Origin of the sequence: Pseudomonas sp. QD4, assembly GCF_049199125.1 — a bacterium.
In the GTDB taxonomy this organism is placed as follows: domain Bacteria; phylum Pseudomonadota; class Gammaproteobacteria; order Pseudomonadales; family Pseudomonadaceae; genus Aquipseudomonas.
On the sequence record NZ_JBLZOM010000002.1, the window covers coordinates 225,024 to 242,518 of the forward strand.

A 17,495-nucleotide genomic window follows, 5' to 3' on the forward strand; every position below is an offset into this window, starting at 1 on the left:
CGCGCCTGGGGGGTCACCCTTTTTCTTTGCGCGGGGCGCCTCATCCTTTCTTTTACCCCCCCCCAAAACAAAACCGCCCCGCGGCAATTGGGGCCGGGGGGGCCTTTTTGGTTTTCGCGTGTGCTGAAGATTCAGCGCGACAGCATAAACGTGTCGTACTCCAGGTCTTCCAGGGCACTGGAAAGACGATGCAGCCCCAGCAGCACGCACACCAGCAGCGACAGGGTGAACCCATAGCCGAAGAAGCTCGGGCCCAGGTACTGGCTGAACAGGGTCAGGACTGCGTTCAACACCGCGAACAACACGCACAACTCCAGGACCACGGTGCGCTTGTCGAGGTAGAAAAACACGTTGAGCAAGGCCATGAATACCACCTGGATACTCACCCCCACCAGGTCGATGTAGAACAGTGGCAGGTAGTAACTGGAGATCCCCAGCCAGTCCAGCAGACGCGGGGCAAACAGAAACAGCAGCACCACTGTCAGCCCCTGCACCTTGCAGATTTCCAGCAGCCCCTGACGAATCGACAAGGTCATTTCGGTTTTCAACTGGCCGATGTGTTGCAGCGTCTCGCCATCGCGAATCGCCCGGAACAGGCGGTCGTACCATTCGGCGAAGTCGGTTTCGATGCGCACCAGGAACACCGCCATGCCGGGGATGATCGCCAGGTACGCGATAAAGATCGGCAAGTCATAGAGGATCGACGCGCGCAACGGGCCGATCACCTGCCCCGAGGTCCCGGGGTTGAACCAGAACATGAACTTGTCGATCCAGATTCCCAGGTTATAGAAGAAGCCGGTGGCCAACAGACTGAGGAATACCTGGCGGCGCTCTAGGAAATCGAAGGCGATCAGTTTCTCGGCGCGGTACTCGCGCAGGATGTCGTACAGGAACAGGAACAGCAGCGTGCTATGGCCAATCAACAACGCCAGCAGCAGCCCGGGCATCTGCAGGAAACTCAGCAGGTAGGCGCTGACCACCATCAGCGTATAGCCCACCAGCATCACCAGCAGGATGCGGTTATAGGCCTTCATCCCCGACAGGAAAATGATCACAAGCCACAGGTTGCACAGCACCACGAAGTTCGCCAGCACCAGCAACCGGTAGATCAGCGGCTGATCGAACAGCAGCGCCAGGATCAACGTACCGAGGATTCCCGCCGCCAGGGTCACCAGCAACAACACCCCCAGCAGGTTGGGCAGGATCTGCTCAAAGCGCCGCTCGAACAATCGGTCGGAAACGAAGCGGGTGAAAAACAGCTGCAAGCCGCCGGTGAGGATCAGCGAGGTGGCCATCAGGTAAGTGACCGTCACCAGAAACTGCCGCACCAGCACATCGGGCAACAGCAGGCCGAGGCTGATGATGCCCACCAGCATCACACTGACAATCGACAGGACCCAGGGCCCCGAGCTGATCAGCCCGGCATAGACATAGGCGTGCAGGGTGGCGGTGTAGGAATCCCGGGAGAGGATTTTCCGCAGTTCGAAGCCGATCCCGGCCATTAGCAATTCTCCATGGCAGTCTGGTACAGCTCGCGATAGCGCTTGAGCATCAAGGCCTCGGTGTAATAACGGGTCACGCGCAGCAGGCCACTGGCCTGGGCCGCCTGCCAGCTCGCCGGACTGCGCAGCAGCTCGAGGATCGCCGCGCAGGTGGCCTGGGGGTCGGCAATCGCCACTACCTTGCCCGCGCTGCCCAGGTCACGGTCTTCGGCGCTGCCGCCTTCGATCAGTTCGCGGCACGAACCCACGTCACTGCTGACCACCGGCGTCCCGGCGGCCCAGGCCTCGAGAATCACCAGGGGTTGCGCCTCGCTGATGGAGGTCAACACCATCAGGCCCAACTGCGGCAGGATGTCCTGGATGCGCTGGAAACCGAGGAAATGCACCTTGCCTTCCAGCCCCAGGCTGGCCATCAGGCTGCGGCATTCGCTGACGTATTCCGGGTCTTCCTCTTCCGGGCCGACAATCCAGCCCTCGGCCTCGGGCATGGCGCTGATCACCCCGCGCATGGCCCGCAGGAAGGTTTTGACATCCTTGATCGGCACCACACGGCCGATCAGCCCCACCACCGGGGCGATGCCCGGCGCGCGCGCCTCAAGGGCCGCGCTCCATTGCGGCAGGTCGATGCCGTTGGGGATCACCTGGGTCCGCGCCGGGTCGGCACCGTCCTTGATCTGCCGTTGGCGGTTGCCGTCGTACAGGGCGATGATCTGGTCGGCGCTGTTGTAGGTCAGTTGCCCGATGCGTTCGAAAAACCGTACCCACAAGGTGCGGATATAACCCGAACCCGCATCCAGGCTGCCGTTCAGCGCCTGGCCCGAACTCTCGGCGATCCAGCTGGCCTGGGCCAGGTCGATCTTGCGTTCCTTGGTGTAGATGCCGTGCTCGCTGAGCAGGTAGGCGCAATTCCAGCGCTGCTTGAGAATGCACCCCAGCATGCCCGCGTACCCGGTGGAGATCGCATGCAGCACCCGCGCCCGGGGCATGCGCCGCGACGCTTCGGCCAGCATCAGCAGCGGCGACTGCATCGAGCGCAGGGTCCAGAAATAATTGACGAACGACGGGTCGGCGCAATGCTCGCGATAGCCCTCGCTGAGGGTGGCCCAGCTGGCGCGGCTGCGCAGCACATCATCCAGGGTCAGTTGGCCCTGGGCGATGCTCGCCAGCAGGCGCTCACCGAGCTCGACCGCCGGCTGCTCCGGGTGATGCAGAAAGCGGTACAGGTCCGACACTTGCTGCTCGTCGGCTGCTCGCGGTGCGGCCCGGCTTTCGCTGAGGTGCGTGGCGTCCTCGAGAAACACCTCCTCGATATGCAGCACATTGGCCGGAATCCCGTAGCGTCGTTCAGCGTACGCCTCGCGCTGGCCGCCGATAAACATCACGGAAAAGGTGAGGTCCGGCAAACCGAGGATCATCTGGTGGATCCAGCTGGAAACACCGCCGCGCACGTACGGCCAGGTGCCTTCGAGCAGCAGGCAGATATCGGTCAACGGGGTGTCGTCGCTATGGCTCATGTCCAGCTCCTGACCAATGCCGCGAAGGGCGGACGCTGGCGCATGTCTTCCGGCAGACGGGCCAGCAGCCCGCCGATCTCGTGGTAGCGCCTGGCCTCGAAGGCCAGCTCGGCACAGAACGGCAGCACCTGGGCTTCATCCATGTCGCTGGCGCGGGCCTGGTTCAACAGCACTTCGGCCCGTGGAATATCGCCCCGCTCCAGGGCGATGCGCCCGGCCAGCAGCAACAGTTCGCCACCCTTGCCGGCCAGCAGGCCCTGCTCGGCATGTTCACTGGCCTGGTTCAACACGTGTTCGAGCACGCTGCCCTGGGCCAGGCCCAGGTAGGCCAGCTCCCAGTACCAGCGCGCCAGGGTGGCATGCAAGGCTCCCGCCGCCTGCGCGTTTGCGCTGGGCAACTGCGCGAGGGCCAGCTGGATCCGCAGGTTGATGTCGTTTTCCTGCTTGTCGAGCATCGAATACGCCAGCAGCCGCACATCGTCGCTCGGGTCGCCCAGGGCCAGCTTGAGGATCGGCACCGCGTCCCGCCCGGGCATGCGCCGGGTGGCCAGCAGACCGGCCAGGCGCTGATCCGGGTCCGGCGCATGGCGCAGCACATCCTGCAGCCCGGCATCGGCGAAGGTTGGCGAATGCAATTGCACCTGGGCGCGGAACGGCAGCGTGGGAATGCCCACCGCCTGCCAGGCCTGCTTGTCGCGTTTGCGCGGCAGGTACAGCGCCGGGAAGATCGCCGCCACCACGCCCAGGGTGCCCAGCACCGGCACAAAGAACGCCAGGCTGAAGATAAACAGCGGGCTCCAGGGCAGCGGCGCACGGTAGCGTGCCGGCAACAGGCGCCATACGGCCGCGCACAACAGCGCGCTGGCCAGGCCATGGCTGAGGGTAAACGCCAGGAATTGCTGCCATTGCGGGGCGACCATCCACAGGCTGGCCCAACTCCCCGCTTCCAGCAGCAGTGCGCCGCTAAACAGCCACTTGCTGATCATTCAGACCACACTCATTGAACAGGAAATTACGCAGCTCATTACGCTCACCGGCAGGTTCCAGGCTGTAAGGCAGCACCCGCACACCCAGGCTGGCCAGGTCGCTGTCGATGCCGAAGTGCTCGTGCAGCATCAGGCCGATACGGGCCAGATAACCTTCGCCGCCTTCCGGGCTGGTCAGGGGCAGGAGCACCAGCAGCAGGCGATTGCCTCGGCTGTTGAGTAACGGCAACTGCAGGTCCAGGCCACGCTGGCTACGTTCGAACAGGCGCGCCAGTTCGTCGTTGGCGCGGGTCATTTCGAAACCGAACAGGCCAGCGGTCAGGCCGTGCTGCTCGACATCCACCAGCGAACGCTTGAGCTGCTGGGTGAAATGCTGCGCATCGGCATCCGCCAGTTGCAGAACCTGTTGGTCGCGACGCAGCAGGTCGGCGATATGCCCGGCCAGCAGCGCCAGCAAGCTCAAGGTGCGCTCCTGGAAAGCGAAGAACGGCATCTGCCGCACTGCCAGGATCGCCAGCAGGCGGTCTTCGGCGTCGATCAACGGGATGCAGGCCTGCAACGAAGAAAACTGCATCGAATGACCGGCATCGATCAGTTCCTGACGCACGCTCACCAGCTCGCCGCGCTCCAGGCACAATTTGATCAGTTCGTCGTCAACATCCAGCGCGCCCATGACCCCGATGCTGGCCAAAGCCTCAGGCAGCACCTGTTTTTCGTTCTCATGCACCCGGTACAAACCGGCCACCCGCAACGAGCCGTACTGGCCCAGCACCGCCAGCACCGCATCGGCCAACAGCGCCAGGCCATCGCCCTGCCCCGGCATCAGCCGCAGTTTGTCGCGCAGGCCCAGCAGGGAGCTGCGCAGGCTCTGGTCACTGCCCGCCACACGCTGCTCGAGCAGGTCGTGGGAGACCCTGAGGATCTGGTGCGAGCGGGTGAACTCGTCAAGGCGGTACTGGCGATAGTTGTTGGCCATCTGCAAGCGCTGCAGGCGCCGCTCCCACAGATCCCGGACCTCGCCCACCAGCATCCCGCAGACCAGTACGCCGACAATGAATGACGGTTCGATCTCGGCATAACCTTCAAGCCCGTTATGACGCAGGACAAACACCGCCAGCACCAACAGCCCGGCGCTGAGCAGCCCGCGGACAAAACCGTAGCGCACCCCGACCAGCAAGGGCGCCAGCACCGGCCAGGGAAAGGGCGCGAACATCTGCAGCGGGTCGTTCGGGGCCAGCCACAGCCCCAGGCCGATGGCCAGGCCGGTGACCAGGAAGGTTTCCAGCCAAGACACCGGGCCGCTGGCGCGAGGCGCCAGGCTGTAATCCATGTGCGGAGAATTCATTGCGATCACTCGAACCGAAGGGCGCCAACAAGTTTGCCGAGCACCTTTTGCGCAGTGCCGGCCAGGCTTTCACGGGACCAGCCGGCGCGCGCGCCACTCTTGCTCCACAGCACACGACCAGTGCCGGCTTCCAGCACGCGCAGGCTGATGCCTACCGCCGGCTCGCCGTCGAGACCGTTCTTGTACTGCCATTCCTCGACGCTGCCGGCGACCACATAATCGAGCTTCTGCTCACGGGCCCAATCCAGGGCACCGGCCAGGCGCTCGTTGTCATCCATCAGCGCCTGTTCGCCCTGGGTCGAGACCGGGTAGACCTGCGGCTGCACGCCATGGCTGCTGAGCACACTGAGCAGAATCTGCTCGCTGCGTTCACCGGCCTGGGGCGTCTGCGAGTAGTTGACCATCGGCACGATGCCCCACTGTGCATTGCGCGGCAGGCCCGGGCTGGTTTCGCTGGTGAAGCTGGCGCAACCGGCCATGAGCAGGGCGGCCAGCGCCAGGCTCAGGTTACGAATTGATTGCATAGGTTTTATCTCCTGTAGACATTCCATGATCAGCGTCCGAAACGCACGCCGTAGCTCACACCCAGGATGCCGCCGGACTGCCCGTCCCCGCCTTGTGGCGCAGATTGGTAGCCAAGGGTCAGGGCCAGTTCGTCATCCCCAAGAATCTCGACACCGATACCGGTGCTGAGGCCGTAGTTGAAACTTTTGTCGAACCACTGCCAGCCCGCCGTGACATCCACCAGCCAGGTGTATTGCGGACGTGTGCGGTTCAAGGCGCCGGGCATGCCGCGCCGCCACGAACTGCCCACATACAGCTGGCCGTAACGGCTTTGCAACAGATCACTGGCCAGCACCGTGGGCGACTCAAGCGGGTTGTCCGGGTTCTTCACCGGGCCACCGTTGCCACTGGCCAAGTCGTCCAGGGTGCGGTCATCGACCCGGTTGTGCTGGTAGTCGATACCGCTGCGCAGGGTCCAGTTCGGCCCTTCGAACTCCAGGGTGTGGTTGTATTCCATCTTCAACGCCTGCCCCTGGCCCAGGGAGTCGCCACCCCGGGTGGAAAACGACTTCTGTGCCACTTCCCAGCTCAGTTGGTCACGGGCAGACAACCCATGGCGCCCGGCCAGCCAGACACTGTCGTGCTGGCCGAAAGCACGCATCAGCCCGCTGTCTTCGCTCTTGCGGTGCCAGTCGACCCCGGTCTCCAGCTCATCGCTGACGCCCAGCTGCCAAGTGCGGCTGAGCCCCAGGCCATTGCGGTCATCGTCCCGACGCTGGCTGGTATCGGCGATCAGTTTGTAGCTGCCGTTCTCTACCTGATGCTGCAAGGTCAATTCGCCATTGCGCTCCTGACCCAGGCGCGAAGAAATCAGCTGGTCACTGTTGTAGGTGCCCTGCTCCAGGACCAGGTTGGCGTACCACTGGTCCCCCAGGTTGCGTGCAACCCGCAGGCGCGGCGCGTTGAACTCCAGCCCGCCGTAGTCCTGCTCCTGCCACGACAGTTGCGCGCCCTGGGGCGTGCGCTCGTGGATCTCCACGGCCTGGCGTCGCAACTGCTCGCGTACGGCCTGGGGCTGTTCGTCGCCGAGGGCCGACAGGCTCACGTCCAGGGCCGCGCCGTCACGCCCCAGGCGACTCAGGGCCTGGGCCCGTTGGGCCGGGTTGAGGTCACTGCTGGCAAGCAAGGTTTCGACCTGCGCCGTGTTGCGGCTGCGCAAGGCTTCCTGGATCTGCTCATAGCGCTCGACCTTCAGGCCTTGCTGGCGAGCCCAGGCCAGCCATTGATCCTTTTGCGCTTCCTGATTGGTCGCGTCGAGGCGCGCCAGCAAGCGGTCGAACCACAATTGCAGCATGGCCGGCGAACCGTCCTGCCACTTCAGCACCTGCTGCTGGGCCTTGCGCGGCGAGTAACTGCTGGCCACCAGGCGCAGCCAGATCCCGTAGCGCGGCGATTGCGGCTGCAGGTTGTCGCCCTCGGGGCTGCGCAACAGCTTGAGGCGCAAACGCTGGGCCGCGTCCTGATAACCGGCGCCGTCCAGGGCATCGGCATAGGCCGCCTGCACCAGCCAATCGTTGGGGCTGCCCTTGAGGTACAGGCGATACCAGGCCAAGGCCTCGCTGTTGCGGCCAAGCATCTGGCTGGCGCTGGCGAATGGCAGCCACAGGGTCCGGTCCTGCCGCGCCTGGGTCCGCCACTGGCTGAGCAATGGCTTGAGCTGCTCGACCCGGCCCTGATCGACATACAGCCACATCAACCGTTCGCGAAACAGGTTGTCGTAGGGGAAGCGGGCCAGGCCCGACAGGTACAGGCGCTGTGCCTCGTCGAACTGCCCCTGCTGCATCGCCAGGGCACCGCGCGCCGCCACCACCTGGGCCTGATCGTAGACCGCCGGGTACTGCTCGGCGTCCTTGATCAACGCCGCCACCTGCGGCCAGTCCTGCAGTTCCTGGGCTTGCTGCAAGGCTTCCACCAGGCGCTGCGGATCATGGCTGCGCTGCCAGCCGGCGACCATCAGGGCCAAGGCTCGTTGCGGATCGCTGGTGCGATACAGGGTGATCAACTGGCTCTCGTCGCCGCTGTTCAGCGAGCCCTTGAGCGCCAGCAGTTTCTCCAGGGAAACCTGCAACTCATCATCCAGCTCCAGGTCCCAGGCCAGTGCCGCGCGGGTACGCCAGTAGCTGTCGTCGGTGATCTTGCGGTTATCCACCTGCAACACCTTCCAGGCGGCCTGATTGTCGAAGAGCTTGAGCCAGGTGTTGGCCCAGTCGACGCGTTCGGTGCTGGTCAGGGCAAAGCGGCTCGACATGCCGCTGTAGGCCTTGGTCTTGGCCGCGAACTGGCCGGTGTTTTCCAGGTTCTGCAGCAGGCGGGTCCAGGCCAGGCGGTGTTTCGGGTACTTGCGCAGATAGGTGTGCAGCCAGGCCTCGGCCTGCTCCGGGGTGCCGCGGGATTCATGACCGTAGATCAGCGCGTCGAGCTCGACGTCAGTCAGCGCCCGCTGGTCCATGATGCCGGCCAGTAACGGGATGCTGCGATCAAAGTCGAATTGCTGGCTCGCCAGGCGCCAGGCGTGCTCGCGGGTCTGCGGGTCTTCACGCAACGCCAGCAGGCGGATCCAGTACCCCAGTGCCTCATAGGTCTGGCCCCGCCATTCGCCAAGGTGGCCCATCTGCTCCAGCAGCTCGGGGTCATCCGGGTGAGCCGCCAGCAGTTGCTGGCCGGCACTCCAGGCGCCGTCGAGGTCGCCGAGGGCCAGGCGCATCGTGAAGTCCTTGGCCAGGATCCGCGGGTTATTCGGCTGCAAGGTGCGCCATTGCTGCACCAGGCGCTGCGCGAGGTCGAAGCGCTTGTTGGCCACGGCCACATCCACGCCCTGTTCCAGCCAGGCCGCATCGGTTTCCGGGTTGTTTAGCTGATCCAGTTCATCGGCCAATACCTGCGCCGCCTGCTCGCCACGTCCGGCGGCCAGCAGGCTGTTGAAAGCCAGCTGCGCGTAGCGACGGCGCTCTTCGGGTTGCTGAGTGTCCTGCTTGAGCAGCAGGTAGATGTCCGCGGCACGGCCCGGCTCCTCCCCCGCCAGGTACCACTGGGCAGCGGATTTGAGCGATTCGATACGCTGCTGCGGGTCGCGCTCGGCCAGTTCTTCATAAACCCCGGCGGCGAACGCCGGGGCTTGCAGGCTCAGCGCCAACTTGGCCAGGCGCTGCAATTGCGGCAGCGGCAACTGGCGATGGTCGAAGGCTTGCAGACGCTCCACCAGGCCCTTTGCGGCGCCCTGTTCCTGGCTGCTGGCGGCGACCAGGGTGTCGATTTCCAGCTGGTAATACGCGAGCAACGTCGGCTGCGGATGGGCCCAGCTGTCCAGGTTCTGTCGGGCTTTGGTGTAGTCGCCCAACTGGATCAACAGGTCCACCAACTGCAAGCGCAGGCGGTCATCTTCCGGGTGCGCAGCCAGCAGCAGTTCGGCGTAATTGGCCGACACGGCGTCCGGCTGCCGGCCATCGGGCTCGAACAGTTCTTCTCGCTGGAAGGTCAGCCATAACAGGCCGCCCACGGCGACCGCTATCACTACCAGTGCCCAGGGATTGAGCAGCCGGCTGCTTTCAGTTGCAGAGGAGTTGGGCATGACTCACCTGCTTCATGGGGAGTTGGAAATGCCAGAGGCCTGCCGACCCCTGACCCGCGAAACGCTGGCCGTCGACTTCAACCCGGCAGACGCCAGGCGCACGTACCGAGAAGCTCAAATCGATCTGGCCGGCAAAAGAGAAACTCACCCGGCGCTCATCCAGGTAGCGCCATTCCTGCAGCGGCAAGTTGGCTTCCTCCAGGGCCGGACGCGGGTCGCGATCGGCCCGCAAAACCAGCAACGCACGGTCGCTGCTCAAGTGCACATATCGCCCTTGGGGCAAATCGCGAACCCCGGCGATACCGCTGGAGCGACCCAGGTCCGGCCAGCCCATCTGCGGGTCCAGGCGCAGGGTGCGCAAGGCATCCATGCCCCGTACCTGCCAGGCGCCATCGGCGGTGCGCGCCAGGCTGGACTGGTACAGGCCGTGCAGGCGATCCAGGTAATCACTCATCCACAGGGAGATCGGCTGCTGGCCTTTCATGTAGCCGTAGATCTCGTTCATGGCCTTGATCGAGGCCTGCTTGGTGCTGGAATAGAAGTGGTAATACAGGTGCAGGCCGCGCATGCGCCGTGGGCTGTCGGTCAGCTCGAAGGTGTCGATCACATCGCGAAAGCCGTAGTACGGGCCTTTCCACAGGTTGGTGTAGAGGTTCTCGTTGATGATCGGCGCGTAATACTGCAAGCCGCCTTCGGTGGGACGCAGCAGCGGGTTGAGCCCGGTCAGCGACGGGTTGGCGCGGGTCAGCATGGTCTCGGCGCCGTTCACGTTCTTTAGCCCGGCGTCGTAGGCCAGCTTGATGGTCGACGGCGCGGGCAAAGCGTCACCCGGCCAGAACACCACCTTGACCGGTTTCTCGGGGGTGGTCAGGTGCTGATTGATGTAGTCCCGCGAACCGAAGATCTCACGCCGAAAATCGATTTTTTCGTAGCCCGGGATGGCCATTTTCAAGCCGTACTCAGGGTTAAAACCTTCGCGTTTCTTCGCCACTTCCGGCTGCATGAAAAACGGATGGCTGAAGGTGTGGGTGGCGACTTCAACTTTCGGGTCGGCAAAAATATCCCGGGCAATCGGCTCCAGCTCCCGGGCCAGGAACGGGAACATGCCGCGCGGGGAAATCTCGCCTTCGATGATCGACACCGACGTCAGGAACGGGTTGGGACGGATGAAGTCATCCAGCACCTGCTTGCCGGCATAGGGCGTACCCCGGACCTCGGCGCGCGAGGGGAAGCCGTCACCGTCAATGTGCACCGTGGCAATGCGACGACCGTTTTCGGTGGTGGTGTCCGGACGCGGCTGCACCGGCAGGCGCAAGGCCGCCTGGAGGAAGGCAAACGGATCGAGAATCCAGCGACTGCGCTCGTTGTTCACTTCCAGAACATAAGGCGCCAGCGCCAGGCCGCCCCACGCCGCGACCGCTACTGGCGCAAACTCCTGGCCGCCCTCGCCCTTGAGCAGCAATGCGGCCTTGGGGCCTTTGGGCAACAGAGAGAGGGCGGTCAGGTCACGGGAACGCGGCTGTACCGGTGCTTCGAACGCGCCGATCAGGGCCTTGTCCTGGTAGGTAATCTGCAATGCCTGGGTCGCCGGCGGCGCGGAGCGTTCGAGCCCCAGGCGCTTGAGCAGGACCTTGTCCTCTACCGGCAGGCCGGCGAAAAACACCAGCGGCACCTGCTCGTCGAGGCGCTTGTTGAGCCAGCGGTTGAACACCTGGCTGTCTTGCGGCGCACCGCTGGTCATCCAGGTCAAAACGCCGGCGTACAGGCCGCTGAAGCTGTACTCAGGCAGCGCATCGGCCGCCAGGTAATCCACGCGATAGCCCAGGTACTCCAGCAAGCCGCCGAGCAGGGTGTGCCCAGCATTGCGGATCAGGTCGCCTTCACGCGGGTCGAACACCAGGGCGATACGCCGGGGCTGGACTTCAATGCTGCTGATGCCCAGGGAGTCCAGGTCCGGGGTGCCGATGTAAGGGATGAACCCCTCGTCGCGCAGGCGCCGAGCCAGTGTGCGCGCCTCTTCACGCCGTTCCGGCGGCAGGTAGTCGATGGCCACCAGCGGGATGCCCTTGGCGCGCAACGGTTGCAGGTGGGTTTCCAGCCACTGGCGATCCGCTTCCGGGACCGGGCGATAACGCTTGGCCGAAGCATCCCAACCGGCGTGGATCGACTCCACGGCGACCGCCGCAGGCACACCCTCCAGCTCCGGCAACACCTCGAAGCCGCGGTTGAAAAACAGCTTCAGGGCCGGTTGGCGCTGATGCAGTTCCCGCAGGAAACTGGCCAGGGCCAGGCGCTGGGCTTCCTGGTCTGCGGCCGGAAGCAGTTGAAAACTGTCCAGGGTGTCGAGGAACAGACCGGCATAACCCTGGGCCTGCAGCGCCTTGGCCTGGGCGAACAGATACTCGCGCCAGGCCGGTGCTGCCAGGTTCATCACCTGGCTGTTCCAGGCCTTGTTGCGCGTCGGGCTGACGGCGGCGCCCAGGGCTTGCTGGTCCAGCTCGCGCTTGCCGCCGTGGAACTCACCCACCGAGAGATAAGCGAACGGCTGGCTGCCCATCCCACTCAGGGTTTTGACATCCGCGGGCGCCATGTGCCCCGGCTCGACCACGGCCCAGTCAAATTGCGCCAGCTCCGGCAACGGCGGTTTATCGGCGTACCAGAACGCCACGCTGGAAGGCGCCACCGGGGCCGCGGCATGCACCGCCGCGCCAGTAAAACAGAGCGTCAGGGCAGCCAGCAGGCGTTTGATGGCCGAGCAGAAGTGCGTCCCGCGAAAAACGTTTTCCATAACTCACTCTTGAGATGACTGAGCCGATACGTGGATGTCTCGGCTGATGTGACGGACCGAGTTACAAACTGCGGATCAGTTGCGCCAGGCCATCGCCGATAGAGGTCGGTGCTGGCAGGGTGAAGCGCTCGAGCAGACGAGTGTTTTTGGCGCGCGAGTGGCGAATGTCGCCCAGACGTGGCGCGTGGTGGATCACGGTCAGGGGGCTGCCGGTGGCGCGGCCCAGTTCGCCGATCAGGTCATTGAGGCTGGTGGAACGGCTGAGGCCGACGTTGACCGCACCAGGGGCCGGCTGATCGGCTTGCAGCGCCTGGATCAGGATGCTGACCAGGTCCGCTACATAGACGAAATCACGGGTCTGATCACCATCACCGAAGACCGCCACCGGCTGCTTGGCCATGGCCCGCTCGGTGAAGATACTGATCACCCCGGAATACGGCGAAGACGGGTCCTGGCGCGGCCCGAAAATATTGAAAAAGCGCAGGATCACCGGCTCCAGACCGTGCTGGCGGCGATAGAAGTCCAGGTAGTACTCGCTCGCCAGCTTGTCGGCGGCATAAGGCGTGAGTGGTGACTTGGCGGTGTACTCGGGGATCGCCGTGCCCTCGCCGTTATTGCCGTAGATCGCCGCGCTGGATGCGAACACCACCCGGTGGATGCCGGCGTGCAGCATGTTTTCGCAGACGTTGAGGGTGCCGACGAAGTTGCTCTGATGGGTCGCGACCGGGTCGTCCACCGACGCTTGTACCGAGGCCACGGCAGCCAGATGCACCACGGCCTGGCAGCCAGACATGGCCTGGGCCACGGCATCGCTGTCGGCGACATCGCCGATGATCAGGCTCAGGTTGCCATTGTCCATGGGCAGGTTATTCACCTTACCGGTGGACAGGTTATCCAGCACACGGACCTTGTAGCCCATGGCCAGCAACGCTTCGACCAAATGAGAGCCGATAAAGCCAGCTCCGCCCGTCACCAATATCCGCTCAGAAAACATGCAAAAACTCCAAGAAACTGTATCCGCCTGCCACTTTCAGCCTGCCAAGGGGCTGGGCCGGCGCAGGGCATCAATGCCTGCCGCTGTTTTCGTCGGAAAACCCCGCCAAAGACGGCGTTTCGGCCGAATTTGAACGCGATTCGCCGCGACGCATAGCTGGCTATGCGCCATCGAATGCGGCGCCGATAGTGAGATACCCGCCCAAGAGTGTCAATATTTTGTTTTTGCTTTGTATTTTTTCGCGGACAAACGGTAATACGCCAATAAAATGCCATTTGTTTGACGACAATATAGAGTCGCTCTATAAAAGGGACCGCGCCCATAGCGGCAAGACGCCCGATCTAAAGCGGTTTCCCTAGGATTGACGCCACGTCAGGCGATTGAGTGGCTCCGACTGAAAGACAAAAAAAATGGCTGATATGCCATGGTGCAGGCGGAACTTCTTGGGAGATTCAAGGACTTCAGGAGGGATGGCAGGCTCGGATTCGTGCCTGGAGATCAATAATCCACTGTTTGAAAAAACAGTGGATCGGTAAATCGCGGACAAACAAAAACGCCGCTCAATGAGCGGCGTTTTTGTGAAATTGGAGCGGGAAACGAGACTCGAACTCGCGACCCCGACCTTGGCAAGGTCGTGCTCTACCAACTGAGCTATTCCCGCAAATGGCGTCCCCTAGGGGACTCGAACCCCTGTTACCGCCGTGAAAGGGCGGTGTCCTAGGCCACTAGACGAAGGGGACACGCTAACTGAAATACATGGTGTGTATTCCAGTGCCCAGACCCGAATCCGAAGACTTGGTCCTGGTTTCACTCAGCATCACCCGAAGGCACTGCTGTTTAAAATTGGAGCGGGAAACGAGACTCGAACTCGCGACCCCGACCTTGGCAAGGTCGTGCTCTACCAACTGAGCTATTCCCGCATATGGCGTCCCCTAGGGGACTCGAACCCCTGTTACCGCCGTGAAAGGGCGGTGTCCTAGGCCACTAGACGAAGGGGACACACGTACAACATTCACTGCTTACTGCGTTTCGCTGTGTGCTTTACGCTGTAAGTGGCGCGCATTCTATGGATGGATTGGGGGGTCGTCAACCCCCTGATATAAATTTATTTAAATCAATGACTTCCCCGCCGATTACCGGGCTGGGCGAGCATTTCTGTCGCCCGGGCTTTGACGCCTATATTCTGGCACCCGACAAGGCGTTATAGTCCAGCGCTGCCAATGATGGCAATGTGCACCTATTGCCGCCACTACCTATATAAGCAGCGTTGCAGCTTGGCCCGGCTCGTCGAGCGGCGCTATGCGCCCCCATGCGAAGCCACTACACTCGCACGCGAAATCCTATAAAGAGGTCTTAACGGTGACACCACTCATGATCACCCTGCTAGTTGTAGCCGGGATCGTAATACTGATCGCCATTGGCTACATGAACCATGTGGTGGAAAACAGCAAACTGGAAAAGGCCCGCACCAAGGTCGAACTCAATGATCGCCTGCGTCGTTGCGGCGAAATCACCGAGACATTCCCCGGCCAGTTGATGACACCGGCGCTCAAGCTGCTGCTGACCCGACTGGAACTCAACGTCAACCAGCGCCTGCTCAACCTGCACAAGTCCGATAGCGGGATCAAGGCCCGTATCGCTGAGCTCAATGCGTTGATCGCCCAGGGCGAATCGATCCCGGTGAACAACCCACCCTGTCCGATCCAGACCGAAGCCAAGGCCAAGGATGTGCGCTTTCTGCTAGAAGCCATGCACGGCCAGGTGACGCGCGCGGCCCAGGACGGCTTTTTGCCGACCAATGAAGCCAAGCGCTGGATCCGCGAGATCCGCCATCTGCTGGTGCTGTTGCACATCGAGTTTTTCAACAACCTTGGCCAGCATGCCCTGCAGCAGGGCCAGCCCGGCCAGGCGCGCCTGGCTTTCGAGCGCGGCGCCCAGTACCTGCGCAAGCAGCAGGACCCGAACACCTACAGGGAGCAACTCGAGTACCTGGAGAAGCTCCTGGCCCGGGCCAACTCGATGGTGCTGGCCAGCACCCAGCCGGTCGAAGGCGAAGTCAACCAGTTGACCGAAGGCCTGAAGACCGCCGAAACCGATGCCGACTGGAAGAAGAAAGCGATCTACGATTGATGCCAGCCCCTTGCCCCACGAGCTCCTCGTGCGGCAAGGGCCAGGACCTGCCCTCAACCTGCGGCCAATAACCCGCAGGTGAAGCACACGGCCTCAGAGCCGGAAGTGCCCGACCATCCCCTTCAACTCCACCCCCAACTGCGCCAGCTCAATGCTCGATGCGGCATTGCCCTGCATCGCCAGTGACGATTGGTCGGCGCTGGCACGGATGCTGGTGACGCTGCGATTGATCTCTTCGGCCACCGAGCTCTGCTGCTCGGCGGCGGCGGCGATCTGCTGGTTCATCTGCTGGATCAGGGATACCGCCGCGGCAATGCTGCCCAGGGCGCTTTCGGTTTGCAGGGCATCACTGACCGCCAGCTTGACCAGCTCGCCGCTGCCCTGGATCTGCTGCACCGAAGAGTCCGCCGCCGCACGTAAGGCACTGACCAGGCGCTCGATCTCCTCGGTGGACTGCTGCGTCCGTTTGGCCAGCGCCCGCACTTCGTCGGCCACCACCGCAAAACCCCTGCCCTGCTCGCCCGCACGCGCGGCCTCAATGGCAGCGTTGAGGGCCAGCAGGTTGGTCTGCTCGGCCACGCTTTTGATCACCCCCAATACCGCGCCGATGTTCTGGATCTCGGCACTCAGGCTTTCGATACTGCTGCTGGCACTGTTCGCCGAGTCGGCCAGTTGCTCGATGCGCTGCATGCTCTGGCGCACCACCTGTTGCCCGCTCTCCACCTTGTTGTCGGCGGACTGCGCCGCCAGCGCCGCCTCCTCGGCGTTGCGCGCCACGTCGTGGACGGTGGCGGTCATCTGATTCATGGCAGTGGCAACCTGCTCGGTTTCTTCCTTCTGGCTGCTGACTTCAAGGTTGGTCTGCTCGGTGACCGCCGACAGGGACTGGGCCGAACTGGCCAGTTGCTCGATACCAGCCTGCAAGCCGCTGACAATACTGCTGAGCCCTGCCCCCATCTGCTGCATCGCCAGCATCAACTGGCCGATCTCATCGCGCCGGGTGACCTCGACCGTGGCGCTGAGATCGCCCGCGGCGATTTGCTGGGCCACGCGAATCACGCTGCGCAGCGGCGCGACAATCAGCCGGGTAATGATCCACGACGCCAGCAGGCCCACCAAAAGGGCCAGGGCCGAAGATCCGATGATCAGCCAGGCGTTCTGCTTCAGCTCGGCCTGCATTGAGAGGTCCTGGGCAGCGTAGGCCTGGTCGACCCGCTCCGTCACCTGCGCGGCGCGTTCGCGCAGCTGCTGGTAAACGGTTTTCTCCTGAGCCAGCAGCCCGGTGTACTCCGCGAGTTTTTCGCCGAAGTTGCCAATGTGCCCGGCGACCTCATTGAGCACCGTCTGATAGCCGGCATCCTTGACGGCGGTCTTGAGCTGCTCGGCCTGGGCCAACGCCTGCTCGGCCTGCTCGATCTTGCCCTGGCCGGCATTTTCTTCGTCGCCCTTGCGGCTTTGATCCAGGCGCAGGCGCGCTTCATTCATGGCCTGCAACATCAGCCGCGAGACCTGGCTGACCTGATTGGCCTGATCGATGAATTCGCTGCCCTCCTTGCCCTGGGACTCCTTCAATCCGTAGGTGCCATCGTCGGCCAGCCCGGCCTGGAGGACATCGAGGTTATTGGCCACGCTGGAGACCGACCAACTGGCCATCTCCAGCGCCAGGTCCTTGGCCTGGGTCAGTTCGACAAACTCATCGAAAGCCTTGCGATAAGCCGCCAAAGCCTGCTCGACATCGTTCATTACCGGCACGTTCGCCGCCGATTGGCTTTTGAGCTCGGACGCCAACCGCAGCAAACCCTCGACCCCCTCATGCAGGGCATCAACGGTCTTAGGGTCGCCACGCAGGGCGTACTCCTGCTCCAGCAGGCGCACGTTGAGTAAACCGCTGTTGAGGGACGACATCTGCTTGAGGCCATCAAAACGATGGCTGATGGTTTGCAACGACCAGACACCAATGGCCGCCACCACTGCCGTCAACAACAGGACCAGGGTAAACCCGATGCCCAGTTTCTTTGCCATGCCCAGGTTGGCAAAACGTCCGCTCGTGGCCGAATTCATTGCGCTCAGTCCCCTTCCGATACCCAATGGCGGCAAGGCCATT

General features: G+C 63.2%; 10 protein-coding genes, 4 tRNA genes and 2 pseudogenes. 2 read left to right on the forward strand and 14 right to left on the reverse strand.

Going from position 1 to position 17,495, the window contains the following annotated elements; genetic code table 11:
• Positions 1-131: 131 nt before the first annotated feature.
• The 8 genes from pelG to ACOZJV_RS11860 all read right to left on the reverse strand — a co-directional run bounded on the left by pelG (position 132) and on the right by ACOZJV_RS11860 (position 13,240).
• On the reverse strand, positions 132-1,502 hold the full coding sequence (gene pelG, locus ACOZJV_RS11825) for an exopolysaccharide Pel transporter PelG (protein ID WP_078471063.1): 1,371 nt from the start codon (positions 1,500-1,502) through the stop codon (positions 132-134).
• Positions 1,502-3,016, reverse strand: coding sequence for a GT4 family glycosyltransferase PelF (gene pelF, locus ACOZJV_RS11830; protein WP_421547714.1), 1,515 nt, complete (start codon positions 3,014-3,016; stop codon positions 1,502-1,504). The genes pelG and pelF overlap by 1 nt, the downstream gene beginning before the upstream one ends.
• Positions 3,013-4,002 carry a transporter gene (locus ACOZJV_RS11835; protein ID WP_078471061.1) on the reverse strand — a complete coding sequence of 330 codons (990 nt, stop codon included), beginning with the start codon at positions 4,000-4,002 and terminating at the stop codon, positions 3,013-3,015. The genes pelF and ACOZJV_RS11835 overlap by 4 nt, the downstream gene beginning before the upstream one ends.
• Positions 3,980-5,347 carry a PelD GGDEF domain-containing protein gene (locus tag ACOZJV_RS11840; RefSeq protein ID WP_078471060.1) on the reverse strand — a complete coding sequence of 456 codons (1,368 nt, stop codon included), beginning with the start codon at positions 5,345-5,347 and terminating at the stop codon, positions 3,980-3,982. Before ACOZJV_RS11840 ends, ACOZJV_RS11835 begins: the two co-directional genes overlap by 23 nt.
• 5 nt (positions 5,348-5,352) lie before the next feature.
• A complete protein-coding gene (locus ACOZJV_RS11845) occupies positions 5,353-5,871 on the reverse strand; it encodes a hypothetical protein (protein WP_020300236.1) in 519 nt (172 codons plus the stop codon).
• Positions 5,872-5,900: 29 nt separating this feature from the next.
• The gene (locus ACOZJV_RS11850; RefSeq protein WP_421547715.1) at positions 5,901-9,479 is read right to left on the reverse strand and encodes a tetratricopeptide repeat protein; all 3,579 of its coding nucleotides are present in this window, start codon (positions 9,477-9,479) and stop codon (positions 5,901-5,903) included.
• Positions 9,457-12,267 (reverse strand): endo alpha-1,4 polygalactosaminidase, encoded by a 2,811-nt coding sequence (locus ACOZJV_RS11855; RefSeq protein ID WP_421547716.1) that lies wholly within the window; start codon positions 12,265-12,267, stop codon positions 9,457-9,459. The genes ACOZJV_RS11850 and ACOZJV_RS11855 overlap by 23 nt, the downstream gene beginning before the upstream one ends.
• A 61-nt stretch (positions 12,268-12,328) precedes the next feature.
• Positions 12,329-13,240 carry an NAD-dependent epimerase/dehydratase family protein gene (locus ACOZJV_RS11860; RefSeq protein WP_421548316.1) on the reverse strand — a complete coding sequence of 304 codons (912 nt, stop codon included), beginning with the start codon at positions 13,238-13,240 and terminating at the stop codon, positions 12,329-12,331.
• Here ACOZJV_RS11860 and ACOZJV_RS11865 point away from each other — a divergent pair.
• Positions 13,124-13,417, forward strand: a pseudogene (locus ACOZJV_RS11865) (hypothetical protein); the annotation flags it as partial. The gene ACOZJV_RS11860 and the pseudogene ACOZJV_RS11865 overlap by 117 nt on opposite strands.
• Before the next feature lie 429 nt (positions 13,418-13,846).
• Here ACOZJV_RS11865 and ACOZJV_RS11870 read toward each other — a convergent pair.
• The 4 genes from ACOZJV_RS11870 to ACOZJV_RS11885 all read right to left on the reverse strand — a co-directional run bounded on the left by ACOZJV_RS11870 (position 13,847) and on the right by ACOZJV_RS11885 (position 14,260).
• Positions 13,847-13,922, reverse strand: a tRNA-Gly gene (locus ACOZJV_RS11870).
• Between the two features lie 3 nt (positions 13,923-13,925).
• Positions 13,926-14,001, reverse strand: a tRNA-Glu gene (locus ACOZJV_RS11875).
• Positions 14,002-14,105: 104 nt separating this feature from the next.
• Positions 14,106-14,181, reverse strand: a tRNA-Gly gene (locus ACOZJV_RS11880).
• 3 nt (positions 14,182-14,184) lie between these two features.
• Positions 14,185-14,260, reverse strand: a tRNA-Glu gene (locus ACOZJV_RS11885).
• A 372-nt stretch (positions 14,261-14,632) separates the two neighbouring features.
• On the opposite strand from ACOZJV_RS11885, the gene ACOZJV_RS11890 reads away from it, so the two are divergent.
• Positions 14,633-15,391, forward strand: a complete 759-nt coding sequence (locus ACOZJV_RS11890) for a hypothetical protein (RefSeq protein ID WP_078471057.1) — start codon at positions 14,633-14,635, stop codon at positions 15,389-15,391.
• 93 nt (positions 15,392-15,484) lie between these two features.
• On the opposite strand, the gene ACOZJV_RS11895 is transcribed toward ACOZJV_RS11890, so the two are convergent.
• The gene (locus ACOZJV_RS11895; RefSeq protein ID WP_421548317.1) at positions 15,485-16,366 is read right to left on the reverse strand and encodes a methyl-accepting chemotaxis protein; all 882 of its coding nucleotides are present in this window, start codon (positions 16,364-16,366) and stop codon (positions 15,485-15,487) included.
• A gap of 27 nt (positions 16,367-16,393) precedes the next feature.
• A pseudogene (locus tag ACOZJV_RS11900) lies at positions 16,394-17,494 on the reverse strand (HAMP domain-containing protein); the annotation flags it as partial.
• Position 17,495: the final 1 nt, after the last annotated feature.